General features: G+C 62.7%; 15 protein-coding genes. 6 read left to right on the top strand and 9 right to left on the bottom strand.

All coding sequences use genetic code 11. The features are described 5' to 3' along the window. Position 1 precedes the first annotated feature (1 nt). The 8 genes from AB8A33_RS11120 to fabD form a co-directional block, all read right to left on the bottom strand. Positions 2-625, bottom strand: coding sequence for a TIGR00725 family protein (locus tag AB8A33_RS11120; protein ID WP_439092778.1), 624 nt, complete (start codon positions 623-625; stop codon positions 2-4). Between the two features lie 4 nt (positions 626-629). Next, on the bottom strand, positions 630-1,304 hold the full coding sequence (gmk, locus tag AB8A33_RS11115) for a guanylate kinase (protein WP_093758293.1): 675 nt from the start codon (positions 1,302-1,304) through the stop codon (positions 630-632). A gap of 2 nt (positions 1,305-1,306) precedes the next feature. Next, positions 1,307-2,194 carry a YicC/YloC family endoribonuclease gene (locus AB8A33_RS11110; RefSeq protein ID WP_439092776.1) on the bottom strand — a complete coding sequence of 296 codons (888 nt, stop codon included), beginning with the start codon at positions 2,192-2,194 and terminating at the stop codon, positions 1,307-1,309. Between the two features lie 119 nt (positions 2,195-2,313). After that, complete coding sequence (gene mltG / locus AB8A33_RS11105; RefSeq protein WP_439092774.1) at positions 2,314-3,594, bottom strand: endolytic transglycosylase MltG; 1,281 nt, start codon at positions 3,592-3,594, stop codon at positions 2,314-2,316. A gap of 114 nt (positions 3,595-3,708) precedes the next feature. Next, positions 3,709-4,974, bottom strand: coding sequence for a beta-ketoacyl-ACP synthase II (gene fabF / locus AB8A33_RS11100; protein WP_315842482.1), 1,266 nt, complete (start codon positions 4,972-4,974; stop codon positions 3,709-3,711). Between the two features lie 141 nt (positions 4,975-5,115). Further along, positions 5,116-5,355 (bottom strand): acyl carrier protein, encoded by a 240-nt coding sequence (locus tag AB8A33_RS11095; RefSeq protein ID WP_006020277.1) that lies wholly within the window; start codon positions 5,353-5,355, stop codon positions 5,116-5,118. 299 nt (positions 5,356-5,654) lie between these two features. After that, a complete protein-coding gene (fabG, locus tag AB8A33_RS11090) occupies positions 5,655-6,392 on the bottom strand; it encodes a 3-oxoacyl-[acyl-carrier-protein] reductase (RefSeq protein ID WP_089263936.1) in 738 nt (245 codons plus the stop codon). Positions 6,393-6,413: 21 nt separating this feature from the next. Further along, on the bottom strand, positions 6,414-7,373 hold the full coding sequence (gene fabD, locus AB8A33_RS11085; RefSeq protein WP_439092772.1) for an ACP S-malonyltransferase: 960 nt from the start codon (positions 7,371-7,373) through the stop codon (positions 6,414-6,416). 369 nt (positions 7,374-7,742) lie between these two features. Between fabD and rpsF the strand changes: the two genes are divergently transcribed. The 4 genes from rpsF (at position 7,743) to rplI (ending at position 10,187) form a co-directional block, all read left to right on the top strand. After that, positions 7,743-8,216: a 30S ribosomal protein S6 gene (rpsF, locus tag AB8A33_RS11080; RefSeq protein ID WP_439092770.1), complete on the top strand. Its 474-nt coding sequence runs from the start codon at positions 7,743-7,745 to the stop codon at positions 8,214-8,216. A gap of 5 nt (positions 8,217-8,221) precedes the next feature. Continuing rightward, on the top strand, positions 8,222-8,461 hold the full coding sequence (gene rpsR, locus AB8A33_RS11075) for a 30S ribosomal protein S18 (protein ID WP_002711478.1): 240 nt from the start codon (positions 8,222-8,224) through the stop codon (positions 8,459-8,461). A 124-nt stretch (positions 8,462-8,585) separates the two neighbouring features. After that, complete coding sequence (locus AB8A33_RS11070; RefSeq protein ID WP_439092769.1) at positions 8,586-9,554, top strand: hypothetical protein; 969 nt, start codon at positions 8,586-8,588, stop codon at positions 9,552-9,554. A 48-nt stretch (positions 9,555-9,602) separates the two neighbouring features. Continuing rightward, positions 9,603-10,187, top strand: a complete 585-nt coding sequence (gene rplI, locus AB8A33_RS11065; protein ID WP_116662429.1) for a 50S ribosomal protein L9 — start codon at positions 9,603-9,605, stop codon at positions 10,185-10,187. Between the two features lie 93 nt (positions 10,188-10,280). Here the strand turns inward: rplI and AB8A33_RS11060 are convergent, their stop codons facing one another. Next, the gene (locus tag AB8A33_RS11060; RefSeq protein WP_439092767.1) at positions 10,281-11,393 is read right to left on the bottom strand and encodes a hypothetical protein; all 1,113 of its coding nucleotides are present in this window, start codon (positions 11,391-11,393) and stop codon (positions 10,281-10,283) included. A gap of 289 nt (positions 11,394-11,682) precedes the next feature. Between AB8A33_RS11060 and AB8A33_RS11055 the strand changes: the two genes are divergently transcribed. Together AB8A33_RS11055 and AB8A33_RS11050 are read left to right on the top strand one after the other, a co-directional pair. Then, the gene (locus AB8A33_RS11055) at positions 11,683-12,933 is read left to right on the top strand and encodes a class I SAM-dependent methyltransferase (protein WP_439092766.1); all 1,251 of its coding nucleotides are present in this window, start codon (positions 11,683-11,685) and stop codon (positions 12,931-12,933) included. 595 nt (positions 12,934-13,528) lie between these two features. Then, a complete protein-coding gene (locus AB8A33_RS11050) occupies positions 13,529-15,028 on the top strand; it encodes a replicative DNA helicase (protein ID WP_439092765.1) in 1,500 nt (499 codons plus the stop codon). Positions 15,029-15,126 lie beyond the last annotated feature (98 nt).

Raw genomic sequence — 15,126 nt, 5'->3', positions numbered from 1 at the left:
GTTATGCATTTGCGAGAAGGCGTGCTGCGATGCGAGCGATGACGCCGTCGACATCAGCGACCCGCTCGACAGTATTCACCTCAGGCGCATCGACCATCGCCAGCACCAGACGATTGAATTGTAGTCCGAGCGCCATCTCCGAGAGTGTCCCGACACCTCCGCCAATCGCGACTAGCACCAGACATGCGCGCGCGATAATGGCATTCCGAGCGGGGCCGATGCCCGTTGCGATGGGGATCGCAACATAGGGATTGGCTGCGTGCCACTCCTCATCGGGCAACAGGCCGACGGGCATGCCGCCCTCCTGTGCATGGCCCTTGCACGCCGCTTCCATCACGCCGTTCTTCCCGCCGCACAACAGTTGCAGGCCATGGCGCGCCAATGCCGCGCCCATCTGTTCGGCGAGATCGTATTGCGCTTGTGTCGCGTCTCGCGGCCCAATGATGCCGATGGGCACACAGCGCAGCTTGCGCGTTACTGCAAGTCGCAGCAACGCCTCGGAAGCCGTCACAGCTTCACCGCCCTGCTCCACCGCATCATCACGCCATGTCAGCGCGAGCGGATCGAACAGCCGTGCACCATCGCTGAGCTGCTGCGTGCGCTCATTCCAGAACAATGCCTGCATGGTATTAGCCTTCGAGTTCTTGCTGCAATCCGCGCACGAAAGATGTCAGTCCGGTACGGCGCTCACGCTTCAGGCGCTCGGCCTTGAGGATCGACTGCACCTCGCTATAGGCCTCCTCTACATTGTGGTTGATGACAATGTAGTCGTATTCGGCCCAGTGGCTCATCTCATGGCTGGCACGGCTCATGCGCCCGCGGATCACTTCGTCGGAATCCTGCGCACGCGTATGCAGACGCTTTTCCAGATCGGCTGCTGAGGGCGGCAGGATAAAGACGCTGACGACGTCGGCCCGGGCCTTCTCGCGCAATTGCTGCGTACCCTGCCAGTCGATATCGAACAGCACGTCATTGCCGGCCGAGAGCGCGGCTTCCACCGGCGCACGCGGCGTGCCGTAGCGGTTATCGAACACCGTAGCCCATTCGAGCAGTTCATTGCCCTTGGCCATCTTCTCGAAGCGCGGCTTGTCGACGAAGATGTAGTCCTTGCCGTCAACCTCGCCGGGCCGCATCGGGCGCGTCGTGGCCGAGACCGACAGTTGCAGTCCCGGCATCCGGTCGATCAGCAGCCGCGTCAGCGTCGTCTTGCCGGCGCCGGATGGCGATGACAGCACGAACATCAGCCCGCGCCGCTCGACTCCGTCAAAGCCAGCTTCTTGAGAATTTCGGCTGCCCCCGGACATGGTCACTCCAGATTCTGTACCTGTTCACGGAATTGCTCGACCACGTTCTTCATTTCGAGGCCGGTGCTGGTCAATTCCAGGTCGTTGGATTTCGAGCAGCAGGTGTTAACCTCGCGGTTGAACTCCTGCGACAGGAAATCCAGCCGCCGTCCCACCGGACCGCCTTTCTTGATCATCTCGCGCGACTGCGAAATGTGCGACGCGATGCGGTCGAGCTCTTCGCGGATATCGGCCTTGGTCGCCATCATCAGCGCTTCCTGGTTCAGCCGATCACTATCGAAACGATCCGACGCTTCCAGCAGCGTCGCGATCTGTTCGGCGAGCCGGGCACGGATCGCCTCGGGCTTGCGGCCGGGTGCGACCTCGGCCTTTTGAGATAGCGCCTCGATCTCGCTCAGACGCTGGGACAGGAGTTCGCCGAGCGTCGTGCCCTCGCGCTTGCGCATCGCGACCAGCGCGATCAGCGCCTCCTCGAACGCTGCAGCGACAGCAGCCTTCGCCGCCTTGTCCTCAGCCTCATCCGTCTCGGGCTCGACCACTTCGATCACGCCCTTGATATTCATCAGGCCGTCGACGCTCGGCGCGACAGCATCAATCTTGCTGGCCAATTCGGCGGCAATACGCAGCACCGAATTCAGCACCTCTTCGTTGATCCGCACGGTCGAAGCCGCATTGCTGCGCTTCACGGTGAGGTTCGCGTAAACCGTGCCGCGCGACAGCACTTCAGTGGCGCGCTTGCGGGCGACCGCCTCGACTTCGTCGAAGCCCGGGGGCATCCGGAAGCGCAAGTCGAAGCCCTTGGCGTTGACGGACTTCAGCTCCCACTCGAAGCTGTAAGGCCCGCTGGTGCCGTGGCTTCGCGCAAAGCCGGTCATGCTCGACAACGCCATCGCGGAACGTCTCCAAAGAATACGAGTAAGATTCGCAAGGCGCGAACCGGCTCAGGTTAGGGCCTTTTCAGGCCAAGGGGAATTCGAAGCAGAAGCCAGCGCAGGCTTGGTGGTACGGCCTATTGCTGAACAACCGGCGGTGTACCCGTCGACTGCGCAGCGCCCTGACGAGCCGGCGCGACGGGCGCAGGAGCCGTGCGGGCGCGCTGCTTGGCCGGTGCGGGCCTGGCCGGGCTTGTACCCGTCGCGGCGGCAGGATCCGTAGCCGCTCCGGTAGGCGCAGCAGCAGCCTCTTCCGGCGGCTCGACGGCGTCGTTCTGGACGGCCTTCTCGAGGGCGCGCAGCTTGCTGACGTTCTTCTGGTGCGCGTCGTAGGTTTCGGTGAAGGCGTGACCGCCGGTGCCATCGGCCACGAAGAACAGGTCGCGGGTGCGTGCCGGATTGGCGGTCGCCTCGAGCGACGCACGGCCTGGATTGGCGATCGGGCCCGGCGGCAGGCCTTCCACCACATAGGTGTTGTAAGGCGACGGCTGCTGGATCTCGCTGCGCTTGATCGGACGGCCGAGCGTGCCCTTGCCGCCAACGATGCCATAGATGATCGTCGGATCGGACTGCAGCTTCATCTTCTGGCGCAGACGGTTGGCGAACACGGCGGCCACGCGGCTGCGCTCGTCGGCGCGGCCGGTTTCCTTCTCGACGATCGAGGCGAGCGTCACCAGTTGCTCCGGCGTCTTCGCCGGAATGTCGGCGTTACGGCGCTCCCAGACTTCGGCCAGCACGCGCTTCTGCAATTGCTGCATGCGCTGGATCACCTGGTCGCGCGGCGTGCCACGGGGGAATTTGTAGGTCTCGGGCAACAACGTGCCTTCGCGCGGCATTTCACGGATCGAGCCGGTGAAGATGTCGTTATCGGTCAAACGCGCGACGATCTGCTCGGAGGTCAGGCCTTCGGGAATGGTGATAGAGTGTTGCACGACCTTGCCTTCGACGATGGTCCCGATGACGTCGCGCAGATTGGCGTTCTTCTGGAACAGATATTCGCCGGGCTTCAGCTCGGAACTGGCCTTCAGCGCAAACACGGCGCCGATGAAAACCCAGCGATTGGTGGAGATCACGCCTTCGCGCAGCAACGCTTCAGCGATGTCGCCCTTGCCCGCACGCGCGGGGATATTTACGACCTTCTCTTCCTGCAGCGGTCCCGGCGCTTCCAGCGCCTGGCGACCATAGACATAGGCGCCACCTGCACCGAGCATCGCGACGATAATGATGGTGATGATGGCATTGCCGGCAACCACGAGCGGATTGCGCGCATGATCGGAACGCTTCGGCGGCGGCGGAACCTGCTCCGGCTCCAGCGCGGCACGCGGGCTCCTCGGCGAAATGGGCGGCCTCTCACTCATCGATAGTACCTGATCCTGTCGGTTCAATCGTGACGGGGACAAACACGATCCCCGTCAATAGCATACGCCCAGTGTAGGAATTTGCGCGGAATACGGCGAAACGGTGGAGGTTCTCTAGCCAGCCACGCGCTGCAGGATCACGGACGCATTAGTACCGCCGAAACCGAATGAATTCGACAAGGCAATATTGATCTCGCGCTTGCGCGGGGTCAACGCGACAAGATCGATCGCGGTTTCCACCGACGGATTGTCGAGATTGATCGTCGGCGGCGCGATGTTATCCCGAATCGCAAGCACACAGAAGATGGCTTCGACCGCACCGGCCGCACCGAGCAGGTGGCCGATCGACGACTTCGTCGACGACATCGACACTTTCGACGCGGCATTGCCGAGCAGGCGCTGAACCGCGCCGAGTTCGATCTCGTCGCCAAGCGGCGTCGAGGTGCCGTGCGCATTGATGTAGTCGATGTCGGCCGCGGCAATGCCGGCGCGCTTCATCGCAGCGTTCATGCTGCGGAACGCACCATCGCCATCGGGCGTCGGTGAGGTGATGTGGTAGGCATCACCAGACATACCGTAGCCGATGATCTCGGCGTAGATGCGCGCGCCGCGCGCTTTGGCGTGTTCATACTCTTCGAGCACGACGACGCCGGCGCCCTCGCCCATGACAAAGCCATCGCGGTCCTTGTCGTAAGGGCGCGACGCCTTCTCGGGCGCTTCGTTGAAATTGGTCGACAGCGCGCGTGCTGCCGCGAAGCCGGCCATCGCCAAACGGCTGATCGGCGACTCGGTGCCGCCGGCGACCATGACATCGGCATCGCCGAGCGCGATCAGACGGCTGGCATCGCCGATCGCGTGCGCGCCGGTCGAACATGCCGTGACGACGGAGTGATTGGGGCCCTTGAGGCCGTGCTCGATCGAGACATAGCCCGAAGCGAGATTGATCAATCGGCCGGGAATGAAGAACGGCGACACTTTGCGCGGGCCACGTTCTTTCAGAAGCAATGCGGTATCGGCAATGCCAGACAGACCGCCGATGCCGGAGCCGATCATCACGCCGGTGGCGCAGCGATCGTCTTCATTGTCGGGGTGCCAATTGGCATCGTCGAGCGCCTGCTTGGCGGCGCACATCGCATAGATGATGAAGTCGTCGACCTTTCGCTGGTCTTTCGGCTCCATCCATTGGTCGGGATTGAAGGTGCCGCCCGTGCCGTCGCCGCGGGGAATCACGCAGGCGATCTGGCTGGTGAGATCAGACACATCGAATGTATCGATGCGTTTTGCGCCGCTCTCACCGTTGAGGATGCGCTTCCAGGTCGGCTCGACGCCGCAGCCAAGTGGCGACACCATGCCAAGGCCTGTGACGACCACCCGCCTCATTGTCGTACCTCCACGGCCCATGCTTGAGCCGCCCATCTTTGAGTCAATGCGTCTTGAGCAAATACCTGCGCTTCACAGCAAGAAGCCGGTGGATCGCACAAACGCAATCCGGCCGGCTTCAAAATGTGTCGCGCGAAGGCGTCAGCTCTTTGCGTTCTTCTCGAGAAACTTGGTTGCGTCGCCGACGGTCAGAATCGTCTCGGCGGCGTCGTCCGGAATCTCGCAGCCGAACTCTTCTTCGAACGCCATCACGAGCTCGACCGTGTCGAGGCTGTCAGCGCCGAGATCATCGATGAAGCTCGCGGCATCGACCACCTTCTCGGGTTCAACACCAAGGTGTTCAACCACGATCTTCTTCACTCGCTCGCCAATCTCGCTCATCGTTCAACCTCGTAATTGTTACATTGGGCCCGTCCGCAGACGATACGAGCCATCGTGGAGCGTTTAACTCGTTAAACCTTGCACAGTTGCGCGTCTTAAGGATTGACCCCGTCGTCCCGGACGGAGCCTCGCGAAAACGGCAGGCTCGTCCCCGCCAATATACAGGGTTTCAAATTCCTGCAATGGCCTTCTTTGCCCCACCGTAGAGGCTTCGGTTACCATACTTCATTTGGCTTGGCCACATAGCTCCACGGCCGTCCAAACCTCAATTAAATCACGGCGTTGGGGTTCCCCGACGCTTAGATCATGGCCATGCCGCCATTGACATGAATCGTCTGTCCGGTGACGTAAGCCGCCTCATTTGAGCTCAGATAGACCGCTGCTGCCGCAATATCTTCCGGCGAGCCGAGACGCCCTGCCGGCACCTTGGTCAGAATCGTTTCGCGCTGCTTGTCGTTCAGCACATCGGTCATCGGCGTTGCGATGAAACCGGGTGCAATGCAATTGGCCGTCACATTGCGCTTGGCGTATTCCGCACCCAGTGTCTTCATCATGCCGATCAGGCCGGCTTTCGCCGCGGTGTAATTCCCCTGCCCGGGATTTCCGGTGACGCCGACCACCGAAGTGATGGCGATGATGCGGCCGAAGCGCTTGCGCATCATCAGCTTGGTCGCGGCGCGTGCGAGGCGGAAGGTCGCAGTCAGATTGACGTTGATCACGTCATCCCAGTCTTCGTCCTTCAACTGGACGAACAGATTATCGCGGGTGATCCCGGCATTGCTGACGAGGATGTCGAGCTGGCCCATGGCTTTCTCGGCTGACGGCACCAATTCTTCGACCTCAGCGGCGTTGGAAAGATTGCACGGCAGCACATGCGTGCGATCGCCGAGCTTCGCGGCCAGCGTTTCCAGAACCGCCTTGCGCGTTCCGGACAGTGCCACCGTCGCGCCCTGCGCATGCAAAGCCGTGGCGATGGCTTCGCCGATGCCACCAGTCGCGCCGGTCACCAGCGCCGTCTTGCCTGTCAAATCAAACATCTTGTCTTCTCCTCTGGCCGCTTACGCCGAACGCGCTGCTGCGAGCGCATCCTTGGCGGCGGCGATGTCATTGGGTCCACCGACGGCGACGCCGACGGCGCCTTCGGCAATGCGTTTGACGAGCCCGCTCAGCACCTTGCCGGAGCCGACCTCAAGGAAACGCGTCACGCCCTGGCCTGCCATATAGGACACGCATTCACGCCAGCGCACGGTGCCGGTGACCTGCTCGACCAGGCGGCGGCGGATTTCATCCGGATCCGAGATCGGCGCGGCCAGCACGTTGGACACCAGAGGCACCACTGGCTTGTTGATCGTGACCTTGGCCAGTGCCTCCGCCATCACGTCTGCGGCGGGCTGCATCAGGCTGCAATGGAACGGCGCCGACACCGGCAGCAACATCGCGCGCTTGGCGCCCTTGGTCTTGGCGATCTCCAGCGCGCGTTCGACCGCAGCCTTGTTGCCGGACACCACCACCTGACCGCCGCCATTATCATTGGCAGCATGGCAGACTTCGCTCTGAGCGGCTTCTGCAGCCACAGCCACGGCGGTTTCGTAATCGAGCCCAAGCAACGCGGCCATGGCGCCGACGCCCACCGGCACGGCCTTCTGCATGGCCAGACCGCGGGTCCGCAGCAGGCGGGCCGCATCGGTCACCGAGAGGCTTCCGGCGGCTGCGAGCGCCGAATACTCGCCGAGCGAGTGGCCAGCTACGAAAGCGGCGTCCCGGGCGAGCGAGATCCCCGCTTCGGCCTCAAGCACCCGCATGGTCGCCAGCGACACCGCCATCAGCGCCGGCTGGGCATTTTCAGTCAATTGCAGGGTTTCGGCCGGGCCATCCCAGATAATGCCGGTGAGCTTCTCGCTCAGGGCCGAATCGACCTCGTCGAACACGGCCTTGGCCGCGGGAAATGCATCCGCCAGCGCCTTGCCCATGCCGACAGCCTGGGAACCCTGCCCCGGAAATGTAAATGCTGCGGTCATTGACGCCCCGTCATGTTTTTTGGCTTAAAGTCGTGCAAACGTGCGCCGTAAGACACTGGCATGACCTGGAATGTCAAGTTGCAGCACCCAGGAAGAACCCAAAATCCGGGTTCCCGCCCTTCCCCGGAATCCCGGCATTTGCCCCTGTTTCGCTTGCCATTGCCCCAAAAATCCGTATAAGGCCCCGATCCGCAGATCCCGGCCGGGAGCTGAACGGACGGTCACAGCAAAATCACACACAGGTTTGTTGAGATAGGGCCAGTCGGTCCGTCGTCCCGTGCTCCCGCCTTCTGAGCGATATCGAGTCCTTTCCATAAGGGTTCGAAGGGCTTGCCGCCGGGAAACGCGCTAACCTTGGAAAGGACAGCCATGCCTCTTTATGAGCATGTATTTCTCGCACGTCAGGATGCGAGCGCACAGCAGGTCGAAGACCTCACCACCCAGTTTACGGGCATCGTCGAGGGTCTCGGCGGCAAGGTCGTGAAGATGGAAAATTGGGGCGTGCGCTCCCTGACCTATCGCATGAACAAGAATCGCAAGGCGCACTTCGTGCTCCTGAACATCGACGCTCCGTCGGCGGCCGTTACCGAAGTCGAGCGCCAGCAGCGGATCAGCGAAGACGTTATCCGTTATCTGACCGTTCGTGTCGAAGAACACGAAGAAGGTCCGTCGGCCATGATGCGCAAGGCCGATCGCGATCGTGAACGCGACGACCGTGGCGGTGGCTTCCGTGGCGACCGCGAAGGCGGTGGTTTCCGTGGCGATCGTGAAGGCGGTGGCTTCCGTGGTGATCGTGGTCCGCGTCGCCCGCGCGACGACGAAGCAGCATCGGTTGAGGAGTAAGAATAATGGCTGAAGCTGGTGCACGTCGTCCGTTTTTCCGCCGTCGCAAGACCTGCCCGTTCACGGGTCCGAACGCGCCGAAGATCGACTACAAGGATTCCAAGCTGCTGATGCGTTACGTTTCCGAGCGCGGCAAGATCGTGCCGAGCCGCATCACTGCCGTCTCCGCCAAGAAGCAGCGTGAACTCGCCCGCGCCATCAAGCGCTCGCGTTTCCTCGGCCTGCTCCCCTACGTTATCCGCTAAGGCGGTTTTCGACCGGCGGCCTCTTGCCGCCGGTCGTTTCTATTTCTCATAAGGCTTCCGGGTCGTCCGGTCGCCGATGGTTGGGGCAAGTGCCTCTAACCGCTCAAAGGGGGCGGGACAGCTGATGATCGCAAGTCTTCTCATCGCGTTTGCCGCCGGCGCTGCCTCAGCGCTGATGTTCGCTTCGATCATTTCGGGCGCGTTGATTTCCCTTTTGCTGTTCTATCTCGCGCCGCTGCCCTTGATGGTGGCCGCTCTCGGCTGGGGTCCGGTCACCGCTGCCATCGGCGGCATCGCGGCCGGTACCTCGCTCGGCCTGCTGTTCGGCATGCCCTATCTCGCCGCTTTCGTCTTCACCGTGGCGCTGCCCGCCTGGTGGCTTGGCCATCTCGCGTTGCTTGGCCGTCCAGTGACGGCAGAAGTGCCCGGCGTGAACGGCGCCCCCGCAACGCCTCCCGTGGTCGAATGGTATCCGGTCGGCCGCATGCTGCTGTGGACCGCAGGTTTCGCCGCATTCACCACCATGGGTGCACTGCTGACTCTCGGCACCGATGGCGACACCATCGTCTCGGCGCTGCGGCGCGCTTTGACCCGCATCCTGGGATCGCGCGGCGGCGCCGGCGACTCCGAACAGATCATCAATGCGCTGGTGACGATCGCGCCGGCTGCCGCCGCCATCGTCGCGATCATGACGCTGACGCTCAATCTCTGGCTCGCCGGCCGCATCATCGTGACATCGGGCCGGTTGAATCGGCCGTGGCCGGAGCTGAAATCCGCAGCACTGCCGCCGATGACAATGGTCGCGCTGTGTCTGGCTATCGCGCTGTCCTTCATGGGCGGCATCATCGGCATCTTTTCGCAGATCGTCACCTCGGCACTGATGATGGCCTATGCTCTCACCGGCTTCGCCGCGCTGCATACGCTGACCATGGGCATGAAAAGCCGCGTGATGGTGCTGGGCCTGACCTACGCCATGGTGCTCGTCCTCGGCTGGCCGATCCTCACCATGGTGGGCCTCGGCCTCGCCGATGCCTTCTTCGGATTTCGACAACGTTTTCTCGCACGCAGGCCGCCGCCGTCGACGGTGGCCTGACAACTTCACCTCACCCACTACTCATTCAAAACTCAAAGGAGATCGATTATGGAAGTCATTCTGTTGGAGCGCGTTGCCAAACTCGGCCAGATGGGCGAAGTCGTCCGCGTCAAGGACGGTTACGGCCGCAACTTTCTGCTGAAGCGTGGCAAGGCGCTGCGCGCCACCGCCGACAACCGCGCCAAGTACGACGGCATGAAGGCTGACCTCGAAGCCAACAACATCAAGGCCAAGGCGGAAGCCACCACGGTTGCCGAGAAGATCAACGGCCGCAACGTCGTCATCATCCGTCAGGCGTCGGAAACCGGCCAGCTGTTCGGTTCGGTGTCGGTGCGCGACATCATCGCCACCTTCGAAGCCGACGGCGTCACCTTCGCCCGCAGCCAGGTGCTGCTCGACGCGCCGATCAAGACCATCGGCCAGCACAAGATCTCGATCGCCGTGCATCCGGAAGTCGAAGTCAGCGTCAGCGTCACCGTTGCCCGTTCGGCCGATGAAGCCGAGCGCATCAACCGCGGCGAAGACATCTCGAGCCGCCAGGAAGATCAGGACGCAGCCGCCGAGGCTCTCGCCGCCGCCGGTGAGTTCTTCGATCCGGACGCACAGGGCAATGCCGAAGAAGACAACGGCTAAATCCACGCCCGACGGAGCTTCTGCTCAAACGAGAAAAGCCCGGCCAATCTGGCCGGGCTTTTTTGTTCGGTCGTTCGAACCGCGACCGATGTTCTACTGCGAGATCGGCGGCACCGGCGGGCCTGACGAGGCCGGAGGCGCCGGTGGTGCAGCAGACGCCGGAGGCGGTGGTGGCGGCGCGGCAGGAGCCGGCGAAGGTGCCGCAGGGGCCGGCGCGGGCGCTGGTGGAGTTGCAGGAGGCGCAACCGCCGCCGGCGGTGGTGCGGCTGGTGGAGGTGTTGGAGCTGCAGGTGCCGGGGTCGGCGCTGCTGTGGGCGGAGACGCGGGGGCTGCCGGCGCAGGGGGCGCCGGCTCGGCTGACGCCGGACGGCTTTCCCCTTCAGGCGCCTTCGGTGCCGGCGTGACTGACGGAACGGGATCCGGACGAAGTGCCGGCGTCTCAGGCTTGGATTCGGGCTTCGCCTCTGGCTTGCTCTCCTCAGCGGGCTTCGCAGGCTCGGTCTTGGCCGGCTCCGGCCGTGGCTCAGCCTTTGGCTCAGACTTGGGTTCAGCCTTCGGCTCAGTCTTGGGTTCGACCTTGGACTCGTCCTTCACAGGTTCGGCCTTCGGCGGCTCTTCCTGATGGCGCCGCCCCTTCTTGCCGAGCTTCTGCTTCTGCGCAGGACGCTCCGCTTCTGCGGCAGCAGGCGACGGCGCGTCCGCGGGCTTGGCTACATCCGGTTTGGCTTCGGGATTTTCAGTTGCCGGGCGTGCCTGCCGCTTGGCATTGCGGCCCTGGCGCGTGCCGGGCTCGGCCTGAGCTGGCGCAACATCGGCCTCGGGCTTCGCGGCTTCCTGCGGACGCAGCCGACGGCCGGGCGGCGTTGCCTCGGGCGGCGGCGCAGCACCGGGCTTGGCATCGGCCGGGGCCGGCTTCTGCTCGGTCGTGAGCTCACGGCCCCGACGCGTCAGGTTATCCCCGGCAGGACGGCGGTCGGCAGCCCCGTTGGACACGACATAAGCGGCCAGCGACGCTGCCATGTCGGTGCTGGTCGTGTAGTGCTGGCGCAAGAAAGCCGGCAGCGCACCGGGCGCCACCGTCTTCAACAGCCCGCGCGGACTTTTGTGGCAAACGGCACAGCCGCCCGCGAAAATCTGGGAAGGTGATTTTCCGGCTTCGAGGTTTTGGGCCTGTGCCGGGACTGCCGCGAAGCTAATCAGGAGCATCACCGTCGCTAAACTGAGCGCTCGGCTCAACATTTCAATCTCCTGATGTGGCTAGCTTAATCACGCGGATCACCTTGTATCCGATTGTGACGTGAATGGAAGCATCGACATATCGCAACGATGTGATCGGAACAATCGGGATGGCGGCATTGCAGCGTGCGCATTGGCACAGGCGGTGCGCCGCTACTATCATCTACCCGAGAGCTAGGGAGACAGTTGATCTCGTGCACAGCGGGAAGTTACGCTGGTGGTTCGGCTTGCGCGTGATCGGATCATTGGGGTGAATTCCATGGACCGTCTGTTGCGTTTCTTCCTGAGTCAGTACATTCGCCGAGGGGCAATAACCTTCACAACCGCCTCGGGGCAACAACTCACCTTCGGAGATGGCTCCGGCCCTCCGGTATCCGCGCGTTTCGTTACCAAAGCTGCCCAACGCCGACTACTTCTCGACCCCGAACTGGCACTTGGCGAGATATTCATGGACGGGCTCCTGGTGATGGAGCGCGGCACCATCGCCGACCTCCTCGCCATCGCCCTGAACCAGCCCGACATGGCGCCCCGCTGGGCCAAGCTGCAATGGTGGCTCCGCTATATCCTGCGCCACGCCCAGCAGTTCAATCTCCGCAAGCGCTCGCGCAACAACGTTGCCCATCACTACGATCTGGACGCCCGGCTCTACTCCTTGTTTCTCGATGCGGACAAGCAATATAGCTGCGCCTATTTCGAGGGGCCGGATTCGACACTCGACGACGCCCAGCTCGCCAAGAAACGACACCTCGCAGCCAAGATGCTCATCGAAAAAGGCCAGCGCGTGCTCGATATTGGCTCGGGCTGGGGCGGGCTTGGGCTCTATCTGGCAGAAATGACCGGCGCCAATGTCACCGGCGTTACGCTGTCCACCGAACAGCTGCAGGTCGCCAATGCCCGGGCCGGCGAGAAAAACCTCAAAGACCGCGCGAAATTCCTGCTTGAGGACTATCGCGACATCCCCGGTCCATTCCACCGCATCGTCTCCGTCGGCATGTTCGAACATGTCGGCGTCGACCATTACGACACCTACTTCAAGCGATGCGCTGAACTCCTGACCGAGGACGGCGTCATGGTGCTGCACTCCATCGGCCGCCCTGAGGGACCCGGTATCACCAATCCATGGGTCGCCAAGTACATTTTCCCCGGGGGCTACATTCCTGCCCTGTCAGAAGTTCTCCCGGCGATCGAACGGGCCGGGTTGCTGGTTTCCGACATCGAGATCCTGCGGCTGCATTATGCCGAGACGCTCAAGGCATGGCGCGAGCGCTTCATGGCACGACGCGAGGAAGCCGTACGACTCTATGACGAGCGCTTCGCGCGGATGTGGGAGTTCTATCTGGCAGCATCCGAAATGTCGTTTCGCATGCAGAATGTGATGAACTTCCAGATCCAGCTCACCAAACGTCAGGACGTGGTGCCATTCACGCGGGATTATATTGGTCAGGAGGAAGAGCGGCTTCGGGCCAGAGAACGGACCCAGCAACCACGTCTGCAGATTGCCGGCGAATAGGCTGGGTCTAGTGCTGGAATAGGAGCGTCGCCTGCCGGCGGCGCAAGACAGGCCGTGGCCGCAAAATGGCGGGGCGCTGGAGCCGCGCTTTGGCGGCGGAGAGCGCTTTCGTATCGCATGGGACATTTTCAAGCTGCGCGGTGCGCTCGAATGTGTCGATCAGTGTGGACAACCACGCAGAACCGTCAGTTCCGGCAGTTTGGGTTCCGGCATCGGGATGCGGGTGACGCTGGCCCATGGATCTATCCTTCGCCTCTTATTCGCTTGAAGCCAACGCCCGGCTCCCCATGGGGTTCCGGCATTGCCGTGCCTGCCAACGGCTGGCTCTCTTATAAGTGCGAGAGATCGCCATCCGGTTCATGGGCACGTGGCAATTTTTCCGGGTTCCTTAAGCAATGATTCAGACCCCTCCCCTTGCTGCGGCCAAAGCGTCAAGCGCAATGCTTGGCTCGGCCGTAAATCCCGCCGGCCCGATGTGGGAATCGTGCATAAAGCCTGACCGCATCCTTTCGTTCGCCGCAGACGAAGCGCTTAGTCCAACGCCGCGCGTCACGACGCCGCTCATCCGCCCAATTCAGAAGACCCAATACAGACCATGGCCGCATTCGATTCGAACGTTCTCAAGCTCACTCCCGAGGCGGGCACCCCGGCCTATCGGTCGGCACCGCACAATATCGAGGCGGAACAGGGCGTGCTGGGCGCTATCCTGGTCAATAACGACGCCTTCTACCGGGTCTCGGACTTCCTCAAGGCCGAGCATTTCTTCGAACCGATCCACCAGACGATCTTCGAGACGGCCGCCGCCATCGTGCGCGCCGGCAAGATCGCCACCCCGGTGACGCTGAAGACATTCCTGCCGACCGACACGGACCTGGGCGGCATGACCGTGGGCCAATATCTCGCCCGCCTCGCCGCCGAAGCCACCACCATCATCAATGCGCAGGATTACGGCCGCACGATCTACGAACTGGCGATCCGCCGCCAGCTGATCAATGTCGGCGAGGACATGGTCAACGTCGCTTATGACGCACCGGTGGACTTCGCCCCCCGCGCCCAGATCGAGGACGCCGAGCGCCGGCTGTACGAGCTGGCCGAAGCCGGCCGCTATGACGGCGGCTTCCAGCGCTTCTCGCAGGCGATGACCACCGCCCTCGACATGGCCGCCAACGCCTATCAACGCGAAGGTAAACTCTCGGGCATTTCCACTGGTCTGCGCGACCTTGATGCCCGCATGGGCGGCCTGCAGCGCTCGGATCTTCTCGTGCTCGCCGGACGTCCCGGTATGGGCAAGACATCGCTCGCCACCAACATCGCCTACAATATCGCCGCCGCCTATCAGTCCGAAGTGCAGCCCGACGGCAGCATGAAGACCATCAATGGTGGCGTCGTCGGCTTCTTCTCCTGCGAAATGTCGGCCGAACAGCTGGCCACGCGTATTCTCGCCGAGCAGACCGAAATTTCATCGAGTGCGATCCGCCGCGGCGGCATCACCCAGAGCGAATTCGACAAGATCCGCGACTACACTATCAAGCTGCAGAACCTGCCGCTTTACGTCGACGAAACCGGTGGTCTGTCGATCTCGCAGCTCACCGCCCGAGCCCGCCGCCTGAAGCGGCAAAAGGGCCTCGACGTCATCATGGTGGACTATATCCAGCTGCTGCAGGGCTCGGGCAAGCGCTCCGACAACCGCGTGCAGGAAGTCACCGAGATCACCACCAGCCTCAAGGCGCTGGCGAAGGAATTGAACTGCCCGGTGGTGGCGCTGTCGCAGCTCTCGCGTCAGGTCGAAAATCGCGAAGACAAGCATCCGCAGCTGTCCGACTTGCGTGAATCCGGATCGATCGAGCAGGACGCCGACGTGGTGGTCTTCGTCTATCGTGAGGAATACTACCTGCAGGCTAAGGAGCCGCGAACCGGCACGCCCGAACACGAGAAATGGCAACTCGATATGGATCTTGCGCATGGCAAGGCCGAAGTCATCATTGCCAAGCAGCGTCACGGCCCTACCGGCACCGTCGACCTGCAGTTCGAAGGCCAGTTCACCCGCTTCAGCGATCTCGCCGGTGGCTCCCAGTTCCGCGCCCCCGAGGAGTGATGCGCGTGCGGTTGAACCGGGTCTGACGCGCGCTTATTGTGCGGCGCAGAAGATCGATCGCGTGATCCCATCGCGCAATCGCACCGCCTGATCTGTGT

Source organism: Tardiphaga sp. 813_E8_N1_3 (assembly GCF_051811025.1).
GTDB lineage: Bacteria > Pseudomonadota > Alphaproteobacteria > Rhizobiales > Xanthobacteraceae > Tardiphaga.
Note: the sequence above shows the minus strand (reverse complement) of the source record. Positions and strands in the feature narration are given on the sequence as shown.